At 57.0% G+C, this 24,294-nt stretch carries 23 protein-coding genes; 14 read left to right on the forward strand and 9 right to left on the reverse strand.

Annotated elements, in window-relative coordinates:
- Positions 1 to 18: 18 nt before the first annotated feature.
- Positions 19 to 165, reverse strand: a complete 147-nt coding sequence (locus tag HYPMC_RS24045) for a hypothetical protein (RefSeq protein WP_013946049.1) — start codon at positions 163 to 165, stop codon at positions 19 to 21.
- 393 nt (positions 166 to 558) lie between these two features.
- Here HYPMC_RS24045 and HYPMC_RS01805 point away from each other — a divergent pair, with 393 nt between their 5' ends.
- The 7 genes from HYPMC_RS01805 to HYPMC_RS01835 all read left to right on the forward strand — a co-directional run bounded on the left by HYPMC_RS01805 (position 559) and on the right by HYPMC_RS01835 (position 9,838).
- Positions 559 to 1,725 carry an HlyD family secretion protein gene (locus HYPMC_RS01805; protein ID WP_013946051.1) on the forward strand — a complete coding sequence of 389 codons (1,167 nt, stop codon included), beginning with the start codon at positions 559 to 561 and terminating at the stop codon, positions 1,723 to 1,725.
- On the forward strand, positions 1,722 to 4,493 hold the full coding sequence (gene rbbA / locus HYPMC_RS01810) for a ribosome-associated ATPase/putative transporter RbbA (protein WP_013946052.1): 2,772 nt from the start codon (positions 1,722 to 1,724) through the stop codon (positions 4,491 to 4,493). The genes HYPMC_RS01805 and rbbA overlap by 4 nt, the downstream gene beginning before the upstream one ends.
- Position 4,494: 1 nt before the next feature.
- On the forward strand, positions 4,495 to 5,607 hold the full coding sequence (locus tag HYPMC_RS01815) for an ABC transporter permease (protein WP_013946053.1): 1,113 nt from the start codon (positions 4,495 to 4,497) through the stop codon (positions 5,605 to 5,607).
- A gap of 232 nt (positions 5,608 to 5,839) precedes the next feature.
- A complete protein-coding gene (locus HYPMC_RS01820) occupies positions 5,840 to 6,931 on the forward strand; it encodes an ABC transporter substrate-binding protein (protein WP_157135382.1) in 1,092 nt (363 codons plus the stop codon).
- Positions 6,932 to 6,980: 49 nt separating this feature from the next.
- On the forward strand, positions 6,981 to 8,072 hold the full coding sequence (locus HYPMC_RS01825; protein WP_013946055.1) for an ABC transporter ATP-binding protein: 1,092 nt from the start codon (positions 6,981 to 6,983) through the stop codon (positions 8,070 to 8,072).
- Positions 8,073 to 8,075: 3 nt separating this feature from the next.
- Positions 8,076 to 9,017 carry an ABC transporter permease gene (locus tag HYPMC_RS01830; protein WP_013946056.1) on the forward strand — a complete coding sequence of 314 codons (942 nt, stop codon included), beginning with the start codon at positions 8,076 to 8,078 and terminating at the stop codon, positions 9,015 to 9,017.
- A gap of 20 nt (positions 9,018 to 9,037) precedes the next feature.
- On the forward strand, positions 9,038 to 9,838 hold the full coding sequence (locus HYPMC_RS01835; protein WP_013946057.1) for an ABC transporter permease: 801 nt from the start codon (positions 9,038 to 9,040) through the stop codon (positions 9,836 to 9,838).
- A 15-nt stretch (positions 9,839 to 9,853) separates the two neighbouring features.
- Here the strand turns inward: HYPMC_RS01835 and HYPMC_RS01840 are convergent, their stop codons facing one another.
- Positions 9,854 to 10,930 (reverse strand): AraC family transcriptional regulator, encoded by a 1,077-nt coding sequence (locus HYPMC_RS01840; protein WP_013946058.1) that lies wholly within the window; start codon positions 10,928 to 10,930, stop codon positions 9,854 to 9,856.
- A gap of 324 nt (positions 10,931 to 11,254) precedes the next feature.
- On the opposite strand from HYPMC_RS01840, the gene HYPMC_RS01845 reads away from it, so the two are divergent.
- Positions 11,255 to 13,198 (forward strand): primary-amine oxidase, encoded by a 1,944-nt coding sequence (locus HYPMC_RS01845; RefSeq protein ID WP_013946059.1) that lies wholly within the window; start codon positions 11,255 to 11,257, stop codon positions 13,196 to 13,198.
- A gap of 44 nt (positions 13,199 to 13,242) precedes the next feature.
- A complete protein-coding gene (locus HYPMC_RS01850) occupies positions 13,243 to 13,947 on the forward strand; it encodes a sulfite exporter TauE/SafE family protein (RefSeq protein ID WP_013946060.1) in 705 nt (234 codons plus the stop codon).
- Positions 13,948 to 14,020: 73 nt separating this feature from the next.
- On the opposite strand, the gene HYPMC_RS01855 is transcribed toward HYPMC_RS01850, so the two are convergent.
- Entirely contained in the window at positions 14,021 to 15,682 is a 1,662-nt protein-coding gene (locus HYPMC_RS01855; RefSeq protein ID WP_013946061.1) for an alpha-keto acid decarboxylase family protein, read from the reverse strand.
- A gap of 114 nt (positions 15,683 to 15,796) precedes the next feature.
- On the opposite strand from HYPMC_RS01855, the gene HYPMC_RS01860 reads away from it, so the two are divergent.
- Positions 15,797 to 16,234 carry a CBS domain-containing protein gene (locus HYPMC_RS01860; protein ID WP_013946062.1) on the forward strand — a complete coding sequence of 146 codons (438 nt, stop codon included), beginning with the start codon at positions 15,797 to 15,799 and terminating at the stop codon, positions 16,232 to 16,234.
- Between the two features lie 124 nt (positions 16,235 to 16,358).
- Positions 16,359 to 17,642 carry a Glu/Leu/Phe/Val dehydrogenase gene (locus HYPMC_RS01865; protein ID WP_013946063.1) on the forward strand — a complete coding sequence of 428 codons (1,284 nt, stop codon included), beginning with the start codon at positions 16,359 to 16,361 and terminating at the stop codon, positions 17,640 to 17,642.
- Between the two features lie 84 nt (positions 17,643 to 17,726).
- Here the strand turns inward: HYPMC_RS01865 and HYPMC_RS01870 are convergent, their stop codons facing one another.
- The 4 genes from HYPMC_RS01870 to HYPMC_RS01885 all read right to left on the reverse strand — a co-directional run bounded on the left by HYPMC_RS01870 (position 17,727) and on the right by HYPMC_RS01885 (position 20,223).
- Positions 17,727 to 18,080, reverse strand: a complete 354-nt coding sequence (locus HYPMC_RS01870) for a hypothetical protein (protein ID WP_013946064.1) — start codon at positions 18,078 to 18,080, stop codon at positions 17,727 to 17,729.
- Positions 18,081 to 18,099: 19 nt separating this feature from the next.
- Positions 18,100 to 18,507, reverse strand: coding sequence for a glyoxalase/bleomycin resistance/extradiol dioxygenase family protein (locus HYPMC_RS01875; protein ID WP_013946065.1), 408 nt, complete (start codon positions 18,505 to 18,507; stop codon positions 18,100 to 18,102).
- A 71-nt stretch (positions 18,508 to 18,578) separates the two neighbouring features.
- Positions 18,579 to 19,832 (reverse strand): RNA polymerase sigma factor, encoded by a 1,254-nt coding sequence (locus HYPMC_RS01880; RefSeq protein ID WP_013946066.1) that lies wholly within the window; start codon positions 19,830 to 19,832, stop codon positions 18,579 to 18,581.
- A 1-nt stretch (position 19,833) separates the two neighbouring features.
- Positions 19,834 to 20,223: a YciI family protein gene (locus tag HYPMC_RS01885; RefSeq protein WP_013946067.1), complete on the reverse strand. Its 390-nt coding sequence runs from the start codon at positions 20,221 to 20,223 to the stop codon at positions 19,834 to 19,836.
- 231 nt (positions 20,224 to 20,454) lie between these two features.
- Here HYPMC_RS01885 and HYPMC_RS01890 point away from each other — a divergent pair, with 231 nt between their 5' ends.
- Together HYPMC_RS01890 and HYPMC_RS01895 are read left to right on the forward strand one after the other, a co-directional pair.
- Positions 20,455 to 20,928 (forward strand): SRPBCC family protein, encoded by a 474-nt coding sequence (locus HYPMC_RS01890; RefSeq protein ID WP_013946068.1) that lies wholly within the window; start codon positions 20,455 to 20,457, stop codon positions 20,926 to 20,928.
- Positions 20,929 to 21,034: 106 nt separating this feature from the next.
- Positions 21,035 to 21,370 carry a hypothetical protein gene (locus HYPMC_RS01895; RefSeq protein WP_013946070.1) on the forward strand — a complete coding sequence of 112 codons (336 nt, stop codon included), beginning with the start codon at positions 21,035 to 21,037 and terminating at the stop codon, positions 21,368 to 21,370.
- 3 nt (positions 21,371 to 21,373) lie between these two features.
- Here the strand turns inward: HYPMC_RS01895 and HYPMC_RS01900 are convergent, their stop codons facing one another.
- Entirely contained in the window at positions 21,374 to 22,282 is a 909-nt protein-coding gene (locus HYPMC_RS01900) for a LysR family transcriptional regulator (protein ID WP_024275293.1), read from the reverse strand.
- A 127-nt stretch (positions 22,283 to 22,409) separates the two neighbouring features.
- On the opposite strand from HYPMC_RS01900, the gene HYPMC_RS01905 reads away from it, so the two are divergent.
- Positions 22,410 to 23,183 (forward strand): SDR family oxidoreductase, encoded by a 774-nt coding sequence (locus tag HYPMC_RS01905; protein ID WP_013946072.1) that lies wholly within the window; start codon positions 22,410 to 22,412, stop codon positions 23,181 to 23,183.
- Positions 23,184 to 23,246: 63 nt separating this feature from the next.
- Here the strand turns inward: HYPMC_RS01905 and HYPMC_RS01910 are convergent, their stop codons facing one another.
- Positions 23,247 to 24,215, reverse strand: coding sequence for an SDR family NAD(P)-dependent oxidoreductase (locus HYPMC_RS01910; protein WP_013946073.1), 969 nt, complete (start codon positions 24,213 to 24,215; stop codon positions 23,247 to 23,249).
- Positions 24,216 to 24,294: the final 79 nt, after the last annotated feature.

A 24,294-nucleotide genomic window follows, 5' to 3' on the forward strand; every position in this document is an offset into this window, starting at 1 on the left:
AGCCGCTCAATGATCGGTTCAGTCGATTCCGATCGGCTTCTGTGGGCCTTGCGGGCGGGTCGATTTGATTAGGTAGCTTACGAGGGCGATGCCGACGATCGGCAGGAATGCGGTGGCCGCGATCTGCGGCAAAACGTTGAGTACCGCATAAAACGAGTAGGGCATAGTCGCGTCTCCGGAGCAGATGACAGGCGAACTCGGACGCCGTCATCTTGTTCCGCTTCTACTAAAAAATTGTGACTCCAACATGGGCAAACGTTCCGATCGGGGGAATATCCCTTGGGCGGATGAGCCGGAAGGAGGTTCGTTTGAGTTCTCCGCGGCGAAGAGATGGTTACGGGCGGAACCCGAACGATTGTATTGTCCCAGGTCAACGCATCCTGACCTAGAGCAGGCCAGCTAGTTGGCGAAGTCTTCGCTGTGGCTCATTCCAGCATGGACTAAATCGCAGCACCAACATTTATCAAAGGTTGTCCTCTTGCATCCCTCGAAACTGCTCCGCTCCGATATCGGTCCGGCCGCCGGTGTCGTCGTTCCGGCCATTCTCCTGGGGGGCGCATGAGTGAGTCTCAAACCGAGCAGTCCCCGGCGGCCGGCGAGCAGAAATCGTTGAGCCATTGGTTGCGGACAAACCAGCTTGGTCCGGGAGCCAAAAAACTGGCAGCTAGGATCGGCCGTGATACGCTGATCGTCATTGTTTTGATCGCGGCGGTCGGTGGTTATCTCGCCTGGACGGAATTTTTCAGCTCGGCTTTGCCCCCCGGCATCGCCAGCGGAAACGGCCGCATCGAGGCCGTCGAAATCGATATCGCGAGCAAAATAGCAGGGCGAATCAAAGAGATATACGTCGACGAGGGCGACTTTGTGACGGCTGGGCAGGTCGTTGCGCGGATGGACACCGCTCAACTCGAAGCGCAACGGCGACAGGCCCAAGCGCAGTTCCACCGTGCGCAGATCGGGGTCGATACGGCGAAGAGTCTCGTCACCCAACGCAATGCGGAGAAAACGGCGGAGGTTGCAGTCGTCGCGCAGCGGGAGGCCGAACTCGATGCCGCCGAGAGTAAGTTCAAGCGCTCAGCAGAACTCGTCAAGACGAACGTCGTGTCACAGCAGACGCTCGACGACGATCGCGCCTCGAAGGAAGGCGCGGTTGCAGCAGTCGGGGCGGCAAAGGCTCAGCTTGCGGCCTCCGAGGCGGCAATCAGCTCGGCCGAGGCGCAGGTCGTTGACGCGCGTGCGGCCGTCGACGCCGCCAAGGCCGCTATCGACAGCATCACCGCAGACATCGACGACAGCACGTTGCGGGCGCCGAGAGACGGGCGGGTGCAGTATCGCGTCGCGCAGCTTGGCGAGGTTCTGTCGGCGGGGGGGCGGGTGCTCAACATGGTCGACCTCAGCGACGTCTACATGACGTTCTTTCTGCCCACGGCGGAAGCGGGACAAGTGGCGCTGGGCGCGGAGATCCGGCTGGTGCTCGATGCGGCACCTCAATACATCATCCCGGCAAAGGCAACGTTCGTTGCCGACGTTGCGCAGTTCACGCCGAAAAGCGTCGAAACGGAAGAAGAGCGGCTGAAGCTGATGTTCCGGATCAAGGCGCAGATACCCAAGGCGCTGCTTCAGAAGTACATCCGGCAAGTCAAGACTGGGCTGCCCGGCGTGGCATACGTCAAGCTTGATCCCAACGCGCAATGGCCGGTGCTCGCAGGAAAGCTGGTGCAATGACGAGCGGCCCGGCCGAACCTGTTCCAGTCGTCGCCCGTCTTGAAAATGTCAGTCTAAGCTACGGAAAGACGCTGGCGCTCGACGCTATTACGCTCGATGTCCCTGCGGGGGTTATGGCTGGGCTGATCGGCCCGGACGGCGTCGGCAAGTCGAGCCTGCTGTCGCTCCTTTCCGGTGCGCGCAAGCTACAGAAGGGGCGCGTCACCGTCCTCGGCGGAGACATGCGGGACGCGGCCCATCGCCGACGAACCTGTCCGCAGATCGCATATATGCCCCAGGGGCTCGGCAGAAACCTTTATCCGACGCTGTCGGTCTTCGAGAACGTCGATTTTTTCGGTCGACTTTTTGGGCTCGACCAGCATGAGCGACAGGACCGGATTGCCGAGCTGCTAAAGAGTACAGGTCTTGCCTCCTTTGCCGACCGACCGGCCGGCAAGCTTTCCGGCGGCATGAAGCAAAAGCTCGGGCTTTGCTGCGCGCTGATCCACGATCCGGAATTGCTCATTCTCGATGAGCCGACCACCGGCGTCGATCCGCTCTCCCGCCGGCAGTTCTGGGAGTTGATCGACGGCATTCGTCTCGGCCGGAAGGGCATGAGTGTTCTCGTCGCGACCGCCTACATGGAAGAGGCGGCGCGGTTCGACTGGCTGATCGCGATGAACGCAGGAAACGTGCTCGCAACGGGCGCGCCGAGCGATCTTCTCAAGAAGACGGGTGCGCCCAATCTCGATGCAGCCTTCATTGCCCTATTGCCGGAAGATCAGCGCCGCGGACACGTCGATGTCGTCATTCCGCCGCGCACAGAAAACGGTGACGACGAGGTCGCGATCGAGGCCGATCATTTGACGATGCGGTTCGGTGATTTCATCGCCGTCGATGACGTCAGCTTCCGTATTACCAAAGGAGAGATTTTCGGATTTCTCGGCTCCAACGGTTGCGGCAAGACGACGACAATGAAAATGCTGACTGGTCTTCTGCCGGCCAGCGAAGGCACCGTGAAATTGTTCGGGCGAGAGGTCGATCCCAATGACATGGCCGTCCGACGTCGCGTTGGATACATGTCTCAGGCCTTTTCGCTTTATTCGGAACTGACCGTCGCACAGAACCTCGATCTGCATGCGCGGCTCTTTCATCTGGAGCCCGATCATATCGCGCCGCGCATTGCTGAAGTCGTGCGCCGCTTCGATCTTTCCGACGTCATGGACGCATTGCCTGATGCGCTTCCGCTCGGTATCCGCCAGCGCCTGTCGCTCGCCGTGGCGATGATACATTCCCCGGAATTGCTCATTCTCGATGAGCCGACGTCGGGCGTCGATCCGGTTGCGCGCGATCAGTTCTGGCAGATCCTAGCCGATCTCTCGCGCAAGGATAACGTGACAATCTTCGTTTCGACCCACTTCATGAATGAAGCGGAGCGTTGCGACCGCATTTCGTTGATGCATGCCGGCCGCGTTCTCGTCAGCGATACGCCGGCCGCGATCGTTGAGCAGCGCAAGGCATCGTCGCTCGAGGATGCCTTTATCGACTATCTGCAAGATGCGATCGGGAGCAAGGCAGGTAGCGACGTTGAAGCCGACCAGATCGCCACGTCACTTGCTGCTGAGCATCATGCGGCCTCCGCTCGACCGGCGAGCCCATTGAGCCAGAGCATCCGGCGGATGCTAGCCTATATGAGACGCGAGACGCTCGAACTGCGGCGCGACCCGCTTCGCGCCACGCTCGCGACGATCGGCAGCGTGCTTTTGATGTTCGTCATCGGCTACGGCATCAATCTCGACGTGGATAATCTGAGCTTCGCCGTTCTCGATCGCGACGACACGACAATCAGCCGTGATTATGCCACGCAGATTGCCGGATCTCGCTATTTCAAGGAGAAAGCGCCGGTTACCGACTATAAGGACCTCGACCGCCGCATGAGCAATGGCGAGCTGAGTCTGGTCCTCGAATTTCCGCCGGGGTTCGGACGTGACGTTGCACGCGGGCGAAACGTCGAGATCGGCGCCTGGATCGACGGCGCGATGCCGATGCGCGGCGATACCATCGCAAGCTACGTCCAGCAGATTCATACTGAGTGGCTAGCGCAGAAGGCGCGTGAACTTTATGGCGATTCATCAGCGCTCGGTGCTTTTCAGGTCGCGCTGCGCTATCGCTACAATCCGGATGTCGAAAGTCTCGTCGCGATGGCGCCGGCGGTTATTCCGCTGCTTCTTATGATGATCCCGGCGATGCTCACCGTTCTGAGCGTGGTGCGAGAGAAAGAACTCGGGTCTATCATTAATTTTTACGTGACGCCGGTGACGCGCCTTGAGTTTCTGCTCGGCAAGCAAATACCGTATGTGGCGCTCGCAATGCTCAACTTCGTTTTGCTGGCGGCGTTTGCGGTGTTCGTCTTTCGCGTACCGTTTACGGGGAGCTTTCTGGCTTACACCTTCGGAGCGCTGCTCTATGTGATCGTGTCGACGTCCATGGGGCTGGTGGTGTCGTCATTCATGAGCAGCCAGATCGCGGCCATTTTCGGCACGACGCTGATAACGCTGATTCCGGCTGTCCAGTATTCAGGCTTGATTGATCCGGTATCATCGCTGCAGGGAGTCGGTGCTTATATCGGCAAGATCTACCCGGCGGCCTACTTCGTCACGATCTCGCGTGGGACGTTTTCGAAAGGGCTGGGATTTGGCGATTTGGCCAATGACTACTTGGCGCTGCTGATTGCCATTCCCATCCTGTTCGGCCTAGGCGCGGCCTTCCTCAAAAAGCAGGCGACGTAAGATGCGCGTCGCGAACATCTGGCAGCTCGGGGTCAAGGAATTGCGCGGATTGATGCGCGATTCGACGATGCTGATCCTAATCGTCTACGCTTTCTCGGTTTCGATCTATTCGGCGTCGCGGGCGTTGCCGGATACGCTCAATCACGCGGCGATCGCAATCGTCGATGAGGATCAGTCGCCCGTATCGTCCCGTATCATCACCGCATTTTATCCGCCGTACTTCAGTGTGCCGCGGCTGATCACTCAGGAGCAAATGGACGAGCGTATGGATGCCGGCGCCGATACGTTTGCGCTCGATATTCCGCCCGAGTTCCAACGCGATCTACTTGCGGGCCGCTCGCCGACGATACAGCTCAACATCGATGCAACCCGCATGACGCAGGCCTTTACGGGTGGCGGTTATATCGAATCCATTCTCGCAGGTGAGATCAGCGAGTTTCTCGATCGCTATCGCTCGGATGGCGATCTTCCCGTTCGATTGACGCTGCGTGCTCGGTACAACCCAAATCTTAATAAGACTTGGTTCGGGGCGATAACGAATGTCATCATGTCGATTACAATGCTGTCGATCATTTTGACCGGCGCCGCTCTCATTCGAGAGCGGGAGCACGGTACGGTCGAGCATCTTCTCGTGATGCCCGTAACGCCATTCGAGATCATGGTCAGTAAGATCTGGTCGATGGGCTTCGTCGTGCTGCTGGCGTCGAGCATGTCGCTGATTTTCGTCGTGCAGGGATTGTTACAGGTTCCGGTCAACGGCTCGGTGCCATTGTTCCTCGTTGGCGCTGCCCTGGATATTTTCGCTATGACGGCCTTGGGTGTTTTTCTGGCGACGATGGCGGGGACGATGCCGCAATTCGGTATGCTGCTTATTCTTGTTCTTATCCCCTTGCAGGTTCTGTCAGGCGGCGTGACGCCTCGCGAGAGCATGCCGGCCATCATTCAGGATATCATGCTGGCCGCTCCGAACACGCACTTTATCATTCTTGCTCAGTCAGTGCTGTTTCGCGGCTCGGGATTTGACGTCGTCTGGCCGCAGTTCGCAGCGCTGCTTGGTATCGGCTGTATGCTGTTTGCGCTCTCCATGTGGAGCTTCAGGCGCTTCCTGAGATAGCGGCCTCGCCATTCGAGCGCGAGCCTGGCAGCTGCAAAACAAGCCGCTGAAGACTTTGGCATGAACTGTCAATTACTTCCCAGTCTGACCTGGATAGGTTTTTCCAGGCTGTCGGCTAGGAGCGCGCGCGGCGTTGGCTTGAGCCAGGGCACCATTCGGCAGTCCCGTTCAGTGTGAGCTGTGCTCGGTTTCGCAAACGATGGAGTTTGAACGCATGCCGGAAGGTCGTCGCGTGTCGCAACGTAAAAATTATTCGGGAAATCGCGGTGGCTTGGTTCGACGCCTGTCGCGAACGCTCGGAGCAGTCACGGCGCTGTCACTCTTTGGCGCCTCTGTCGCGTCTGCCGATAGCTTAAACATGCTGGTTTGGGAGGGCTATGCCGACGCGAGTTTCGTCGAGCCTTTCAAAAAGGAAAGCGGTTGCGCCGTCTCGGCTGTCTATGTCGGAACGAACGACGAAATTTTCGCCAAGCTGATGGCCGGCGGCGGCACTTACGATCTCGTGACGCCCTCCAACGACACGACCATGAAGCTGATTGATGCTGGATTGGTTGATCCGATCGATCCTGACAAGATCTCGGCGGAGGCCGATTTCTTCCCGATGCTGAAATCGCCGCCGTGGCTGTCGAAAGATGGCAAGACGTACGGCGTTCCCTATGCCTGGGGCATCATTCGCATCCTCGTCGACGCCACTGCCGTGCCGGAGCCGCCGACGAGTCTCGCGTTTCTCTGGGACCCCAAGTACGCCGGTAAGTTCGCGATGTGGGACGATATCGAGACACTCTATGAAGCGGCGCGCTATCTCGGAATCAAGAACGTCTACGACATGAATGACGAGGAGCTTGCGAAGGTCAAAGAAGCGCTTCTGAAGCTCAAGCCGAACGTTCGCAAGTACTGGACGACAGCAGGCGAGATGACGACCTTGCTCCAAGGCAAGGAAGTCATCGGCGGCAATGCATGGGAAGAAACGTTGGTCAAGCTGCGCGGCGGTGATCGGAAACTCATCGACATCGTTCCAAAGGAGGGACGGGGTGGCTGGAGCGATAGCTGGATGATTGCCAAGGGAGCTTCGTCCAATTCCTGCGTCTACAAATGGCTGAATTACGTGTCGAGTGCAAAGGCACAAGCTCTCGGACACGCCGTTACGGGATTTGGATATTCCAACGCCAAGATGGTCGATTTCCTTCCGGACGACCAGAAGAAGTCGTTTGAAGAACTCGGCATGACGAACCCGGAAACGCTGAAGACCGTCAGCTGGTGGCAGCCGGTGAAACAGCGCGCGAAATATCTGGAAATCTGGAATCAGGTCAAAGCCGCGCAATAATCACGAACCGTTTTTAGTCCGTCCAAGCTGCGATCAAGAGGGTGCGCGAATGGCCGCTTACATAGATCTCATCGGTATTCGCAAGACGTATGGTGCATCGAACGTTGCGGCCGTCGACGGTGTAGACCTGTCGATCCAGAAGGGTGAGTTCATCACCCTTCTGGGCTCATCCGGATGCGGCAAGACGACGACGCTGCGCTGTATTGCGGGTTTCGAAATGCCGGACACGGGCACCATTCGCATCGATGGTGAAGACATAACGTATTCGCAGCCGTCGGAACGCGACATGCGGATGGTATTCCAGGATTTCGCTCTCTTTCCCAATCTTACGATTTCAGAAAACGTAGCCTTTGGTCTCCGCCTCAAAAAAATGCGGGGTCGTTATACCGAAGCGCAAATCCGTGCGCGGGTTGATGAATACTTGAGCCTCGTGCAGCTGGCCGATCATGGCAAGAAAATGCCGCATCAACTCTCTGGCGGGCAGAAGCAGCGCACGGCTCTGGCGCGCGCGCTCATTACCGATCCAGCGGTCGTTCTCTTCGACGAGCCGCTTGCATCGCTTGACGCCAACCTGCGCAAAGCGATGCAGGTCGAGATCAAGCGGCTGCACCGGCAGTTCAACAAGACTTTCATTTACGTCACGCACGATCAGGAAGAAGCGATGGCGATGAGCGATCGCATCGTCGTCATGAATAAGGGGCGCATCGTTCAAAGCGGAAGTCCGCAAGAAGTTTACGCCCAGCCGAATTCCAAGTTCGTGGCGAACTTCATCGATCGGGCTAACGTTCTTACAGGCGTGGTCGACGCGGTTGATGGCCCGACGGCTAAGATCCGTTTGGCAGGCGGCGCAACGCTTTCGGCACCGGCCAACGCCGCGACCGTCTCAGGCAAGACAGTCGGCGTGATGATCCGCGTCGACCGCGTCGCCATCGGCGAGGACGTATCTGACCAAAGAAATATTCTTCGTGGCACTGTGGCTGAGCGTCTCTTCCTCGGTGCGAAGAATGAGTATGTGATCGAGCTTGCGGGCGGTGCCGGTCGGATAAGCGTGCATGATCGAACGACCGGCGCGCAGGCCAGCATCGGCGATGTCGTGCCGCTTTCCGTTCTTCCAGACGATATTCGCGTATTGGCAGCTTAATCCATGAATGACACTGCAGCTTCCGTCATGACGACTTCAAGCGCCATCTCGGAGACGGCCGCAAAGCTCAGCCCAGGCGCGCTGAAGGCGAAAAAGATCGAACGCGCGCGCATGCTTTTCTGGCTTCTGCCACCTGCGGCTTGGTTCTTCGTTTTTATGATCCTACCCTACTGCATGCTGTTCTATTACAGTCTGGGATCGGTCGATTACGTCGTCTTCAAGCCGGGCTTTTCACTGGCGAATTTCGTCAGGGTTTTTACGACCGAGCCATATCTCAGCGTGATGCTCAAATCAGCGAAGATCGGTATCTATACAGCGGTGTCGTCGTCGATTGTTGCGTATCCGCTGGCGTTCTATTTGGCGTTTCATGCTTCGGAAGCGACCAAACGCTACGTCTATCTTCTGGTTATCGTGCCGTGGTGGGCGTCTTATCTCGTCAAGGCCTACGCCTGGAAAACCATTCTCGGAACAGCCGGTCTCATCAACGCCTCACTGCTTGGGCTCGGTATAATCGATCGTCCGCTGACGTTGTTCCTCTATAACGAGTTCAGCGTGACGTTGACACTCGCCTATATCTTCACGCCATTTGCAGTGCTTTCGATTTACGCTCAACTCGAACGCATCCCGACGTCTCTTATCGAAGTTGCGCTCGACCAGGGTGCGACGCGTATGGAGATCTTCCGCAAGATCGTTTTGCCGATCAGCATTCCGGGCATCATCGCGGGCGGCGTCATCACGTTCTCGCTGGGGTTTGGAGATTTCGTAGCGCCCGCGCTCGTCGGTGGCGCGGATTCCATCATGATATCCAACATTGTTATCAACCTGCTGGGCGCGGCCTACGACTGGCCGATGGCGGCGGCGATCGGCCTGGTCATTATCGCCCTGGGGCTTGGGCTGATTACCTTGGCCCATCGCCTTGAGCACCAATTTCAGGTGCGTTTCTAGAACGGACGAGAGAAAATTGAATGCGCGCATTTGGAAACAAACCCCTTGTCGCAGGTCTCGCCGGAGCAGTTCTGCTGTTTCTCTATGCGCCGCTGCTCGTCATGGCATTCTTTTCATTCAATGCTAGCGAGTTTACCGGGCTTCCGTTCAAAGGCTTCACGCTCTCCTGGTATGAGAAGGTTCTCGAGAACGAAACGCTGATGCGGTCGATCGGCGCGTCCGTTTATGTCGGCATCGGAACGGTCATTCTCAGCATGCTCATCGGGCTGCCGGCGGCGATTGCGCTGGACCGCTACGAGTTTCCGGGGAAAGCCGCTTTCCGGCGGATCGTGATGCTGCCGATTGTGCTTCCCGGTGTCATTACCGGTGTTTCGCTTTTGAGTTTCTACATCACGATCGGGTTTCGGCTATCACTCAATACGATCATGCTCGGCCAAGGTACGGCTCTGACTTGCATCTATGTCACGGAAGTTTTTGCGCGTCTGCAGCAGCTCGGTCGGAGCCAGGAGGAGGCGGCCTTCAATCTTGGCGCTTCGCAGATCGAGACGTTCTTTAAAGTGACGTTGCCGAACCTGAAGTCCGCCATCTTCGGTACGATGCTGATCGTATTTTCGATCTCGTTCGACGAGATCGCGGTTACATACCTTCTGACCGGCCGCGAAAATACTTTGCCGATGGCGCTTTGGTCGATCCTTCGTCGCGAGGCGACGCCGGAGATCAACGCCGTTGCGACATTGGTGATTGCATTTTCAATTGTTCTCATCGTGATCGGCGTCGTGGCGTCGCGTGGCAAAGGACTTGCGTCAGCGTCTAAGGCTTAGCGCTGTCTTATCCAATCAATGGCTGGCGGCGCTCGTCGGCGCCATGAAAGAAGATCCCTGTCCTGAAGATGTTCGCGCGCGAACGGCGCCGTCCCGGAATTTAGCTGGTGTCGATCCGGTGAAGCTTTTGAAGCTTCGTGAGAATGCGCTCGTTTCACTATAGCCAAGATCGAACGCGATCTCCGGAATGGTGCGATCGGTGAACGCCAGCATCGCCTTCGCGATTTCCGTTCGCACTGCGTTGCGAAGATCTGCATAGTTCAGGCCAGCATCGGCGAGCTTTCGCTGAAAGCTTCTGACGCTCATACCGAAGTCGCTGGCTGCATCCTGTATGTCGATGCTCTTGGAACAGCATAGACTGGCGTTGATCCATGCCTTGACGCTGTTGCTGAGATCGAGCTCGAGTTCTTGCGAACTTAGGCAGTCGGACAGCTCACTCTCCAAGCGGTGGTGCAGCATGCGATCATATGAGAGGATCGGGCGGCTCAGCTCCGAGAGGGGAAACAATATAGCGTTATAACGAGCGCCAAAACGTAGTGGGCAATGAAAATGCGCCTGATAACTGGCGAGATTTGCACCAGGAGAATGCTCGAACTCTAGGCATAGCGGCTCCCAGTCCTTGCCCAAAGTCGCGCGCAGGACCGAGCACAAGACAGCCTCTGAGAAATTTGCATCCTGGACGCGATGTGAGACGGTTCTGTCGAAAATGGAGTAGGTCAGGCGTGCGGTGTCGCCGCTGACATTCAGTGCGCAGTGCGTTCCGCCCTGGAAGGTGGGAAAATACTCACAAAGCTTGGTGAGCCCTTCACCGACAGTACGAGCGGTGAGATAGAGCTGGGAAGTTGCTCCTAAGTCGTGAATATTGAAGAGTTTTCCCCACTTCATGCCAAGTGCATGATCGTTCGTCTGAGTTGCCGCCATCTCCAGCATCGTTGTGAACGCTGAGAGCGGAAGAAAAGGCGAGCGTCCAAACAACCCATCGTTCGCTATGCCGACACGTGCGGAAATTGTCTCCGGGTCCATTCTCCGGCGATCGATCGTGGAGAGAACTCCGTTGATGATCGATGCCGCGATGACGCCTGATGAAGGCATGCAACTCCACCCCATAGTGTCGCCGTTGAGTGGGACAGCATCGCAAGAAGCGTACCACTTCGTTTGCGGCGACGGCAGATCACCTTTGAACGTGAAATCTCTGTGCGGCGGTGGTTTCCAGATGAGCGCAGCAAACGGTTTCTGAGCGGACAGATTCGCTTTTTGGCGCCAACTATCAATTACAGCCCACATGGCGCTGGCTAGGGTCTTTCGAGAAAGGACGGTTGCCCTGATAGGGCGTCGCCTCGGCTGCTGTTGAAGCAGCGTCATTCGGCTAAAGTGCGTGACCAACCAGAACGCATTGCAACACTTGGGAGCCTAATCATGTCAGAAAGCTGTTGCTCGACGGCCGTGCTGGAAAAGTCATCTTTGGTTCGGCATCCACTGGATCCGTTGTCGCCCGATGAGATCCGGAATGCCGCTGGGGTCGTCAAGGTCGTGGCACCATACGGACCGAAGACGTGCTTCGAGTCGATCGGATTGGACGAGCCGACAAAGGACGAACTCAAGGCTTATGCCGAAGGTAAGCCAGTAGAGCGGCGTGCGGCAGTCAACGCCTCAAGTTCTGAGACGATCGGCGTTACAAAGTTCGTCGTTTCTCTCGATACAGGAAAGGTGTTGTTTCGCGAAGACTGCCCCGACAAACGGCCAATGATACAACTCGAACAGTTCTTGGCTATCGAGGACATTGTTCGCGGCAATACGGAGTTCATCGCTGCGTGTGCCAAGCGCGGCATTACCGACATGAGCAAAGTGTGCGTCGATCCGTGGTCGGCGGGGAGCTTCGATATTCCGGGGGAGGAAGGGCGCCATCTCTGCCATGTTTTTTGCTGGCTTCGGCTCCGGGAGTTCGAGAACTTCTACGCGCATCCTATAGAAGGCCTCAACGCTGTGGTGGACATCAACAGCGGCGAGGTCATTCGGATCGACGATTACGGCGTTACGCCGATCCCGATGGCTGAATACAACTATGAGCACCAGTTCTTCGACGAGTTCCAGCCGCCTGCAAAGCCGATCAATGTCGTCCAGCCGGAAGGCGTGAATTTCAAAATCGAGGGAAGTCGGCTGACTTGGCGTAATTGGGCGCTCAATATCGGGTTCAATACGCGCGAGTCGCTGACGCTGCACGATATCAGCTTCAACGGGCGACCGATCCTCCGGCGCGCATCTATCGTCGAGATGACTGTGCCCTATGGTTCGCCAGACGCCGGGCACTTCCGTAAGCACGTCTTCGATATTGGCGAGTACGGGATCGGCAAGCTCGCGAACTCTCTTGAACTCGGCTGCGATTGCCTCGGCGTCATCAAGTATCTCGACGCGCATCTCAATACGCGCGATGGTGAGCCGTGGACGATCAAAAAAGCAATCTGCATTCACGAAGAAGATTCAGGCTTGCTGTGGAAGCATACCGATTTCCGCACGGAGCGGTTTGAAATTCGCCGGGGCGCTAAGCTCGTCATTTCGTCGATCTGCACGGTCGGCAACTATGAGTATGCGCTGTACTGGTATTTCTTCCTAGACGGCAAGATCGAATTCGAGCTCAAGGCGACAGGCATTATCAACACGACGGCGTGCATTCCCGGCCAGCCAGGAAAATATGGACGCGAAGTTGCGCCCGGCGTCGTCGGGCAGATCCATCAGCACATCCTCTGCGCGCGGCTTGAGATGTGTGTCGATGGCGACAAGAACAGCTTTGTCGAGTGCAATACCTATGCCGAGCAGGAAGACGGAGAGAACCCTTACGGCAACGCCTTCTACGAACAAGAGACCCTCATAAAGACGGAGGGAGACGCCGCACGGACTGCAAATCTCGGTACGCAGCGCTATTGGAAGGTTATCAATCCAAACAAATTCAATCGTGCTGGAACGCCGGTCGGATACAAGCTCGATGCCCCGGATTGCCTGACGTCGTTCGTTGCGCCAAATTCGTTTTCGGGCAAGCGCGCATCCTTCACGCAGAACCACGTCTGGGTTTCGGCCTACGATCCGACCGAGCGTTTCCCTGCTGGCGAATTCATGAATCATTCGGACGGATCGGGAGATATCAAGTCTTTCGTTGCGAAAAACCGCTCGATCGAGAACACGGATATCGTGCTCTGGCATACGTTCGGATTGCACCATTCGGTTCGACCAGAAGACTTTCCCGTGCAGCCGTGCATTTCGGCCGGATTCAAATTGATGCCGTCCGGGTTCTTCGATGGAAATCCGGCGATCAATTTGCCGCCCGTCGTCAACGCTGCGAGCTGCTACGCCGACACCGGCAAATAGCAGCGTTGGAGGTCCAGTCCGTTTTAGGACGAGGAGGTTGACGGATGGACGGCGCGGCTTTGTTTGCCGGTGGGTTTGTCATGGGGCTCGCGGGAAGTCTGCACTGCTCGTGCGTTTGTGGTGGCATTGCGTCGTCGCTGCTGTTGGCGACGGCGCCTAGCTCATCCGCGCAGAGATCGCAGTTGCGTGCACTTGCCGGCATTCAAACCGGGCGCGCGCTGACGTATGTGCTCGGCGGAGCGGTGGTCGCATCGGTCGGATCATCATTTGCGAGTTTGATGCATCTTGCCGGATTGCAGGCAGCTGTGCGTATGATGGCCGCCGCGCTCATCGTTGCAGTAGGGCTGTCGATTGCCGGTATTCTGCCGCGATACGGTCTTTCTAAGGCAGTCACCGCTGTTCATGAGCGCATTCGTCGGTGGCTGCCTGCACGGATGTCGAAAGGTCTGCCGGTGATGTCCGGCATGGTCTGGGGATTTGCACCGTGTGGCATGGTCTACAACGCCTTGATGATGGCAACGGTCAGTGGATCAGGGACCGATGGTGCGTTGTTCATGGGCGGTTTCGCAATTGCAACGATGCCCGCAGTCAGCCTCGCTGCATACGGATCGGCGAGGGCCGTAGGTCCTGCGGGCATGCTCTCTCGGCCGCGTCTCAGAACGGCAGCGGGGACGATTGTTGCGATACTCGGCTTGGCGAGCGCAGTCATTCCGTCAGAAGCTCTGACAAGTCTTTGCTTGCCGGGTTAGGTAGGCGTAACGCTTCTTGTCTCTTTGGGCTCCGCGCTTGGGCCAATGGCAAGGTTTCGAGGCGAGACGGCTATTATTGGCTGTGCTTTTTATCAGGTGAAAGTTCAGCGCCGAGGCGTTTCAGGGCGTCCGACATATCCAGTTTGTCGAGCATGATTTCGATGACGGCGGGGCCATCGTTGCTGCTTCTCGCCTGGTTCAATGCCGCGTCGAGCTCTTCCTCGGTTTCGACGCGACGCCCCCAGCCGCCACCGAAGACATCCGGCAGTTTGTGATAGTCCCATGATTGGATATCGTTATAGGGGCCTTCGTGAATGACGCGTTCGGTGGTGTAGCCGTCATTGTTCATGATCAGCAGGACGACCGGGATATTTCGCCGGCAAAGCGACGATAATTCCTGCACCGTCATTTGCAATGCGCCGTCACCGATGAGAGCGAGAACGCGGCGGTTCGGGGCGGCGATAGAGGCACCCAGAACCGCGGGAAGGGCGTAGCCGATCGATAGGTAGAACGCCTGCCCTATAAAGCCGACATCATGATGCATGACGAGGTCGGCAGCGGCGAACAGGCTGTCGCCTGTCTCGGCAACGACGATGGTGTCGTCGCGGATATAGTCGTTGACGCGGCTCATGACCTTGTCGACCGTGAGCTTGGCTCCGCGGTGCGCAATCGATGGCTTGGCCTCACGTTTGGCTGCGCTTTCAAACGGGGGATGGGGCAATCCCTGGGCCGGCATGCGATCCGCGAGGCCGGTCACCACGTCGCCGATCCATACTTGCTCGTAGACGTGTTGGCTGATCTTCAGGCGGCCGGAATTTGCGAGGATCAATTGGCGGCCTTCGAGCTTGCCGGTAAACACGCCGAAATTGATGTCGCTGATCCACGCGCCGATGCAGAGCAGGACGTCGCTGGCTTCGACGATTGCCCGAACATCCTTTCGCGACATGGCACCTTCGTAAACTCCAATCGCCTGCGGGTGAAGTTCCGAGATGACGGTCTTGCCGAGGAGAGTTGTTGCAACCGGTAGCTTGCTCTTTTCGACGAGACGCATGAATTGTTGCATCAGGCCGTAGCGATGCAGCTCAACGCCACCGAGAATGACCGGCCGCTTCGCCGACGCGAGGAGGGCCATGACCTCGTCCAGGGCTTCGTTCAATGAGTCCGGATCTGACACGGGTGGTCCGGACGGTGTCTGCCGTTTCGAGGGCTCGCAGGGCTGATCAACGATATCGACGGGAATTTCGATCATGATCGGGCGCTTCTCAGAGAGACAGCGGGCAAGCGCACGGTCGATGAGTTGGGGCGCGTCTCCAGCATCGTCGAGCAGAACGGACGCAACTGTGATGTGTGCATAGGCATGCTGCATTGTCGAAAATTCGCCCACGCCGTGATGAAGCAGCATTGAGGAGCGGCGCTGATTTGTGCGCGGTCCGCCGACCAAGACCACGAGCGGAACCTGTTCCGCATAAGCGCCCGCGACGGCATTCATGGCGCTGAAGCCGCCGACGCCCCATGTCACGACGGTACAACCGATGCCGCGGATGCGAGCATAAGCATCGGCAGCATAGCCCGCATTAAGTTCATTACAGGTTCCTATCAGGTCGACGCCAGATGCGATCAAACGATCCATGAACGTCAAGACATAATCGCCGGGAACGCCAAAGGCGTGCTCAAGGCCCGCCTGTTTGAGCCGCTCGATCAGGTAGTCGGCGACCGTTGTCGATTTTTCCGGCATTCCTTCCCCACCTTTAAGACATGGCATCCAACTAAATTAGCCCTGCACAGGCACGTCGTCAGTGATAGATTCAAGGGTGTGAGTGGCCAAACCGCAATTTTTAGGATTATGGCTATGATTGTTCAAAATATCCTCAAAGCAAAAAAGAATGCGCATGTTCTGACCGTACGGCCGGACGACACGATCCTTAAGCTCGTGCAGATGCTGCGGGCCGAGGGCGTTGGCGCAATGGTTGTCAGCAGAGATGGCCAAGCGTTGGATGGGATCATTTCTGAGCGCGATGTGGTGCGCGCCTTGGCGACCAACGAAAACAGGCTTCTGGCGTTGCCAATATCAGCTCTCATGACGCACGAAATCGTTACGTGTTCTCCCGGCGATACGATCGCGCACGTGACGCATTTGATGACGGAACGGCGTGTCCGACATCTTCCTGTGGTCGAGAATAATCATCTCGTCGGGATCATCAGTATCGGCGACGTCCTGAAACACCGCGTTGATGAAGTGCAGTTTGAGGCAGCGGTTCTTCGCGATATCGCGCTTGCGGGCCGCTAGCTCGGACAGCTATCGCACGTTTTTGCAGTGAGTGGCCGCGGCGCGTTTCCGGCGCAGTCACGCCATGTTTTGCGCCCATCGAATAAGAGACATTCATCTTTCAAATAACAGCAATAAGAAGCGCATGACCAACATAACAGAAAAGACATCGCCGCCGTTGTCGTATGCAAAGTCTTCATTTCCAAGCCCCTGGGCGACGTATCTTGCTCAGGTCGATCGCGTAACGCCCTATCTCAAGACTTTGGCGCGTTGGGTGGAAACACTCAAACATCCCAAGCGGACGATGATCGTCGACGTGCCTATCGAAATGGACGATGGCATCGTCCGTCATTTCGAAGGTTTTCGCGTGCAGCACAATCTTTCGCGCGGGCCCGGCAAAGGCGGCCTTCGGTTTCATCCGCAGGTTACGCTGGAAGAGACAATGGCACTCGCTGCCTGGATGACGATCAAGACGGCCGCGATGGATCTGCCATTTGGAGGAGCAAAGGGCGGGATTCGCGTTGATCCGTTTGCGCTGTCGGACAACGAGCTGGAAAAGATTACGCGGCGCTATACCAGCGAAATCAGCATCATTATCGGCCCGCAAAAAGATATTCCGGCGCCAGATGTCAATACCAATGCCCAGGTCATGGCATGGATCATGGACACCTACTCGATGCAGGTTGGGTTTACGGCGTCAGGTGTCGTAACGGGAAAGCCATTGCATCTTGGCGGTTCGCTGGGGCGCGTCAAGGCAACGGGACGCGGTGTCTTCGTTACTGGACGCGAAGCGGCATCGCGTATGGGCTTGAGCCTCGAAGGCGCGCGGGTCTGCGTGCAGGGTTTCGGCAACGTCGGTTCGTCCGCGGCGGAGCTTTTCGTTCTCAATGGTGCAAAGGTGGTCGCGCTACAGGATCAGTGGGGTACCGTTATCGATGAAGCGGGAATCGACGTTCCCGCGCTGATGATGAGCGCGCCGTCGAGAAAAGGGATCGGCGGATCGCCGGATCTTAACGATGCTTTCTGGAGCACGCCCTGCGATATTCTGATTTTAGCGGCCTTGGAATCGCAATTGACGGCCGAGCGCGCGCGCCGGACGACGGCAAAGCTTGTGCTTGAGGGCGCCAACGGACCGACCCTGCCTGATGCCGACGATGTTCTTACCGACCGCGATATTCTCGTGGTGCCGGATGTCATCTGTAACGCCGGCGGCGTGACGGTGAGCTACTTTGAATGGGTGCAGGATTTTTCCAGCTTTTTCTGGAGCGAGAACGAAATTAACTCGCGACTCGATACGCTTATGGTTGAAGCATTCCGCAAGATATGGGCGTGCGCGGATTTCAATAAGGTTTCGCTACGAACGGCCGCTTATATCGTGGCTTGCGAGCGAATCCTGGCTGCGCGAGAGGCGCGGGGGCTATATCCGTAGTAGCGGTGGCAGGAGATTGATGAGGGAGCGAGATATCTCGCGCCCTCGAAAGATTTTGCGATGGATGGGCCGAGGTAGACGCAATTACGCCATCCCTGGAACCGGCAGGCACTCCATCACCTCGATGTGGTCGCCGGGGAAAATCGTAAAGTGAGGGTGGTTGAGGAACAGGCGCGTTGCTTCTTCCTGTGAATTGGCTTTAACCACCGTCCAGGCACATAGTTCGTTGCGTGTGTCCGACATACCGTTCTTGTCCGCACGCTTTGTTTTTCCGAGAGGCGAGCCCATTTCGGATATGACGCCGTTATGATCGGCCACCCATTTGTGCCACGCGGCCATACCGGCTTGCTCGCGGTCTTTGCGCTCCGATTCAGGTAGCGCCTTCCAAGCTTCCATCGCGTCTGATTTTCCGAAGAAGACGGCAAGGTAGTTTTTCATTGCAACTCTCCTTATGAGATTACTCTTTTACGGGTCCGTTGATGGCCCACACGATGCCGAACGGGTCTTGGACTTGGCCATACCGATCGCCCCAAAACATGCACGAGATCGGAACTTTAGGAGTGCAGCCCGCCGCGATCGCCCGCTCGTACCATGCGTCAGTGTTATCGACGGCGAGCGTAATGTTGAAGGCTGCGGGCGGGACGGGCGGATAGCCGTGCTCGGGGAAAAAGTCGCTGAGCATGACGGACGAACCGTTGATGTAGAGATGGGCATGCATCGTCCGTCCTTGCTCGTCGGGCGGGACGAGGGCGGCCAGGGTGCCTGCAAACGCGCGTTGATAGAATTCTGCTGCTTTCACTGCGCCATCGATGGATAAATAGACGATGGCGCCGCCTTTTACCGGCGCCTTGACACTTTCGGTCATGATTTCCTCCGTCTTGATCGCACTTCAAGGACGGCGCTTCCGGCCGCCATCCGACAAGGCGCAAAAAAAAATCATTCAGCATCGCGAATAATGCGATCCAGATGCTGGCGAATATGAGCCGCCTGGGCTGGCGTCGTGGCCAGAGATATAGCGCGATCGAAATCAGCGCGTGCTTCCGCCGTTCTACCGAGTTGCAATAAAAAAGCGCCGCGCGCGCCGAAATAATGAAAATACCCGGACAAGGGCCTTTCGAGCGGTTCGATCATGGCAAGGGCTGCTTCGGGTCCGCGAAGTTTTGCGGTCACCACAGAGCGGTTTAACGTGACTACAGGTGACGGCTGCATACGTTCGAGGGCGGCGTAAAGCCCGTCGATTGCCAGCCAATCGGTTTCCTGGAAGCTGCCGGCGCGGGCGTGTGTTGCGGCGATGGCGGCTTGGACCTGGTAGGGGCCCGGACGGTCATGGCGCATGGCCTTGTCCAAGAGAGCCACGCCTTCGTTGATCAATTTTGTGTTCCAGAGATTTCGATCCTGATCTTCCAGCAGGACTGCTTCGCCCTTGTCATCGAACCGGGCGCGCAAACGTGATTGCTGCAGCATCATCAACGCCGTCAGCCCCATGATTTCCGGTTCTGTTGGATAGAGGCGCAAAATCAATCGCGCCAGGCGAATGGCTTCATCGCATAGAGACGCGCGGGCAGGATCATTGCCCGCGGTATAGCCTTCGTTGAAGAGCAGATAGATCATCGTTACGACGGCCGCGAGGCGTTCGGATCGTTCAACCGGCCCTGGCGTTTCGAACGGTACGTCAGCTTTCGCTATTCGAGCCTTGGCGCGCGTGATGCGTTGCTCCATTGCAGCATCGCTGACAAGAAATGCGCGTGCGATCTGCGCGACGGAGATGCCCGAGACGATACGAAGCGCCAGCGCAATTTGTTGTGTCGCGGGAAGTTCCGGATGGCAGCAGATAAAGAGAAGGCGTAAGACATCGTCTCGGTAATGCGAGTCATCCAGCCGTTCAATCAGCGGAGCTTCCGCATCGCCAAGATCGGAGATCATCTCATCAGGCGGTAACGCTATGTCACGGCTTTTGCGGCGGGTGCCGTCGAGAGCCGCATTGCGGCCAACCAAGATCAGCCAAGCTACCGGATCGCGTGGCTGGCCGTTTCGAGGCCAATTGCGGAGTGCGCGAAGGCAGGCTTCCTGATAGGCCTCTTCGGCCGTGTCCATATCGCGAAAGTAGCGAAGCAGTGCGCTGACCGCTTGCGGACGAGAAGCGGTCAGTATGCTGTCGATCCATGTCGGATCTTGAATGACCTGGCTCATATCAATAGGCTTTGATGCGATCCTTTGGTGCATTCTCTCGCGCTTCAGGCACGTAGAGGGCTACGGGACGTATTTCGTAGACGCTCGTCGGATTGGCGGCAGAGAGTTCACGCGCGACCGCCAATGCTGCATCGAGATCGGGAACGTCGATGACATAAAAGCCGAGGAGCTGCTCTTTGGTTTCGGCGAACGGGCCGTCAATAACCATGTCGGGACCACGCAGCGTGGTTGCGGCGGTGGTCGGCAAGAGCCGTAGTGCGGGGCCGAGCTTGCCTTCCTTGACGAGCTTCTCGTGAACCACATTCAGCCGCCCCATCACAGCGTCGTCTTCCTCCTTGCTCCAGGACCAGACGACGTCTTCTTTATTGTAGCAAAGCAGCGTGTAGAGCATGGCGTCTCCTCTGTGTTTGCTTCCAGGACGTCTCAACGTCTGGCAATCCGACATGTTCAATAAAAAAAATCGCAGTACGGCATCGGGTATAAGGCTGTCGCTTCGACGGGCACATGAATATTCCTAAAAATCACCCATTCCTGTTGTCGGATGGGCGACGCAGCAAACGTCTTGAAGACAGAGCGGAGCCGATAACGGCTTTTCCGCGACTGCGAAACAGGGAGAAGCGTCGTGTCGGATAAGCAGAAAGCGACTGCAGCAGCCACAAATACCGTTCGATTGCATCGTGTCTTTGCCACCAAGCCGGAGAAGGTCTATCGGGCATTTCTCGACGGCGATGCTATGGCGCGATGGCTGCCGCCTTACGGCTTTATCTGCCACGTCGCGCAGATGGACGCAAAGGTGGGCGGCAAGTTCAAAATGTCATTTAAGAACTTCACGAGCGGAAAAGTGCATTCGTTTGGCGGGGAATATCTGGAACTCGTTCCGAACGAGCTCATCCGCTACACGGATAAATTTGACGATCCCAATCTTCCCGGCATCATTCATGTCACGGTTGTGCTCAAGGCCGTTTCAGTCGGCACGGACGTCAGCATTGAGCAGTCTGGTTTGCCAGCCGTCATTCCGGTCGAAGCCTGTTATCTCGGGTGGCAACAGTCGCTGGAGCAGCTTGCGAAACTCGTAGAACCGGACATTCCGGATTGAGGCTATGTGCGCATTTGCCGACGAGGCGCCATGAAGTACGCCATCAAAGTTTCAGTGCAGGACGTGAAGGCGAAAATATTTGCCTTCGCGTCGCAGAAGACGATGTATGGCGGCAAAAAATGTTGCTAAGGGCGATACGATCTTTGTGTTCGCCAGCGAAAATGAGGGTGGTATTGGTCTCATCGGGAGGGGTGTTATTGTAGCTGCCGAACCGGTCGCGAGAAAACTCGGCGTCGTGAGGCAGACACCTCGCGTAAGCGTGGTCATCAAGCGGACAGGCGTGACAAAGCAAGCTCTTGGTCGCAACAGCCTTAAACGTTTTTCGGACTGGGACGACGGCCGGCCTGAAACGGAACTCAACTTCAAATTCTATCGACAGGCCACGAATAAGATCGTTGAAATTTCGGATGAAGCTGCGGCGTATCTCGATACATTTTTTTAGAGTCTATTGTGCACGGACGACTTCGCGCTTGATCAACTTTTCCAGCCATTCTGCGAAAATCTGAAGGCGGCGGGAAAGGTGCTGACGATGGGGATAGAGCAGCGTTATCGGCATCGGGGCGGCTCGATACGTTGGCATAACCTCGCAAAGTTCGCCGGCTTCTATGTATCGTCGGACATCGAATGCCGGAATTTGAATCAGACCGAGGCCTGCAAGGGCACATGCAATATAGGCTTCGGCGCTGTTCACGGTGACTCGGCTGCGCATCGAGAGCGTGCGAAGTATTCCGTCCTCGAACCATTCCCAATCTTCGGTGCGGCCGGTCGAAGGTGAGGCGTACTGGATGGCCCAATGTTCAGTGAGGTCTGCGGGCGTTTTCGGAATGCGATGACGGCGCAGATAAGATGGGCTGGCGACGTTGATCAGTGTGAGCCTTCCCATGGGGCGTGCGATTAACACCGAGTCCGTCAACGGACCGACGCGTAAGACGCAATCGATGCTATCTTCCACGAGATTTACAGCACGATCGGTAACGCCAAGCTCAATCGATATTTCCGGATAGGTATCGAGAAAGTCGGGCAAGGCAGGAGCGACGATAAGGCGTCCAATTCGGCCGGGTACGTCGACTTTAAGTTTGCCGGATGGCTTTGCTGCCGTCTGGCGGAAAAGCCCTTCGGTTTCTTCCACGTCTGCTATGACGCGCAGACAGCGCTCGTAAAATGCGACGCCATCTTGTGTCGGCGAGACCTGTCTCGTCGTTCGGTGGAGAAGTCTCGTGCCGACGCGCTCTTCAAGTTCCAGGACGGCAGCAGAGACCGACGACCGCGGCATGCCAAGCGTATCTGCCGCGCGTGTGAAGCTGGAGCATTCGACGACACGCGCGAATACGCGAAATAGCTCGATCCGATCCAAGTCGCTGAAACAACCTTTCATTGCGCGTAAATTCTGACAAGTGATGTCGTAATATAATGATTTATCCGCAAATTATAGACTGTACGGTGTCGAGCGAACAGATACTGACAAGGTGATAGAAGTGAAAATGGCTGATCACAGCATCAAAGGAAAAACCGCAATCATTGCGGGCGGCGCCAAGAATCTTGGAGGTCTTATCGCGCGCGATCTAGCTGCTCACGGCGCCAAGGCGATTGCTATTCACTACAACACTGCGGCGAGCAAGGAAGCGGCTGAGGAGACTGTTGCGGCCGTGAAAAAGCTCGGGGCCGAGGCGATCGCGGTTCAGGGTGATCTCACGACGGCCACAGCCATGGAAAAGCTTTTCGCCGATGCCGTCGCAGCGCTCGGGCGTCCGGACATCGCCATCAATACGGTTGGCAAAGTTCTGAAAAAGCCGATGGTTGAAATATCTGAGGCGGAATACGACGAGATGAGTGCCGTCAACGCCAAGGCCGCGTTCTTCTTTCTCAAAGAGGCCGGTAAGCACATCAACGACAACGGCAAGATCGTAACGGTGGTAACGTCTCTCCTTGGCGCTTACACGCCATTCTATTCGAGTTATGCCGGTACCAAAGCACCCGTCGAGCATTTCACCCGTGCGGCATCAAAAGAGTTCGGCGAGCGCGGCATTTCGGTGACGGCGATCGGCCCGGGCCCGATGGATACGCCATTCTTCTATCCGGCAGAAGGAGCCGATGCCGTTGCGTATCACAAGACTGCCGCGGCGCTGTCGCAGTATTCGAAGACTGGTCTGACAGACATCGAAGATATTGTGCCTTGGATCCGCATGCTTGTCTCGGACGGCTGGTGGATGACAGGGCAAACGATCTTGGTCAATGGCGGTTACACGACGAAATAGACGATCATGGCGAGGAACCGCATCCTACTTTGGCAGTGGGCCGCGGTTCCTCGCGCTTAGCGATTAGAAGCGTTCGCCGACCATTTCTTCGCTTTTGGCCCACAGCGCCATCGCCCTTTCAGGGTCCAGTGCATAAGCGCGCACTCCGCCGCTCACGATGTCCATCTTGCCATCGGTTACGGACGCGACGTGGCAATCTTCGCAGTACTTTGCGCCGATTTCATCGGCTGGCGCTACGAAACCCGCCCACACGGTTGTTGCGGCGCCCTGCGGAACGGTCTTCCACTGGAATGGCGGTCTTCCGGCCGCTGCGGCTTGAGCATTGATCTGCTTCAATAGTTCATCGATCTCGCCGGGCTGCATATGGCGCGCAAGCTCGGTGGCGATGCCACCCGGATGTATCGCGGTGGCGCGAGCGCCCTTTTCTTTGTGGCGTCGGTCGAATTCGACAGCAAACAGAATATTCGCTGTCTTCGAGCGACCGTAAGCGACCATGGGATCGTAAGGCGTATTCGCGAAATTCGGATCGTCGAGATCGACGTCGGAATAACGGTGGCCGGCAGATGAGACGTTCACCAGCCGTCCGCCGGGTGCGATCAATGAGGCGATGCGGTTGACGAGGACGAAGTGTCCGAGGTGATTGGTTCCGAACTGCATCTCGAAGCCATCTTCCGTGTGCCAGAAGGGCGTGCGCATGACGCCGGCATTGGCGATCACAACGTCGAAAGGACGTCCGTCAGCCAGCAGAGCGTCGGCGCACGCGCGTACGCTTTTGAGGGAGGCGAGATCGAGATCTATAAATGTGATGCTGCCGCGGTTCTGGACTTCGGCGCGGGCTTCTGCCGTCGCACGCTCTGCCTTCGCAAGGTCGCGTACGGCGCCGACGACTTCTGCGCCGTGGGCTGCTAGTGCACGCGCGGTCTCGACGCCTAAGCCCGCTGAAACGCCCGTTACAAGTATGCGTTTGCCATGCAAGTTGACGTCTTGAAGGACATCTTCCGTTGTTGAGGTTGCTCCGAAAGCCGCGGCCATGACACTCTCCTTTATACCAGTAGACGCACGCCTCCGTTGGCGGCGGAGCATTGTCTGCCGACCCGATTTGGCATAAAAG

Source organism: Hyphomicrobium sp. MC1 (genome assembly GCF_000253295.1).
In the GTDB taxonomy this organism is placed as follows: domain Bacteria; phylum Pseudomonadota; class Alphaproteobacteria; order Rhizobiales; family Hyphomicrobiaceae; genus Hyphomicrobium_B.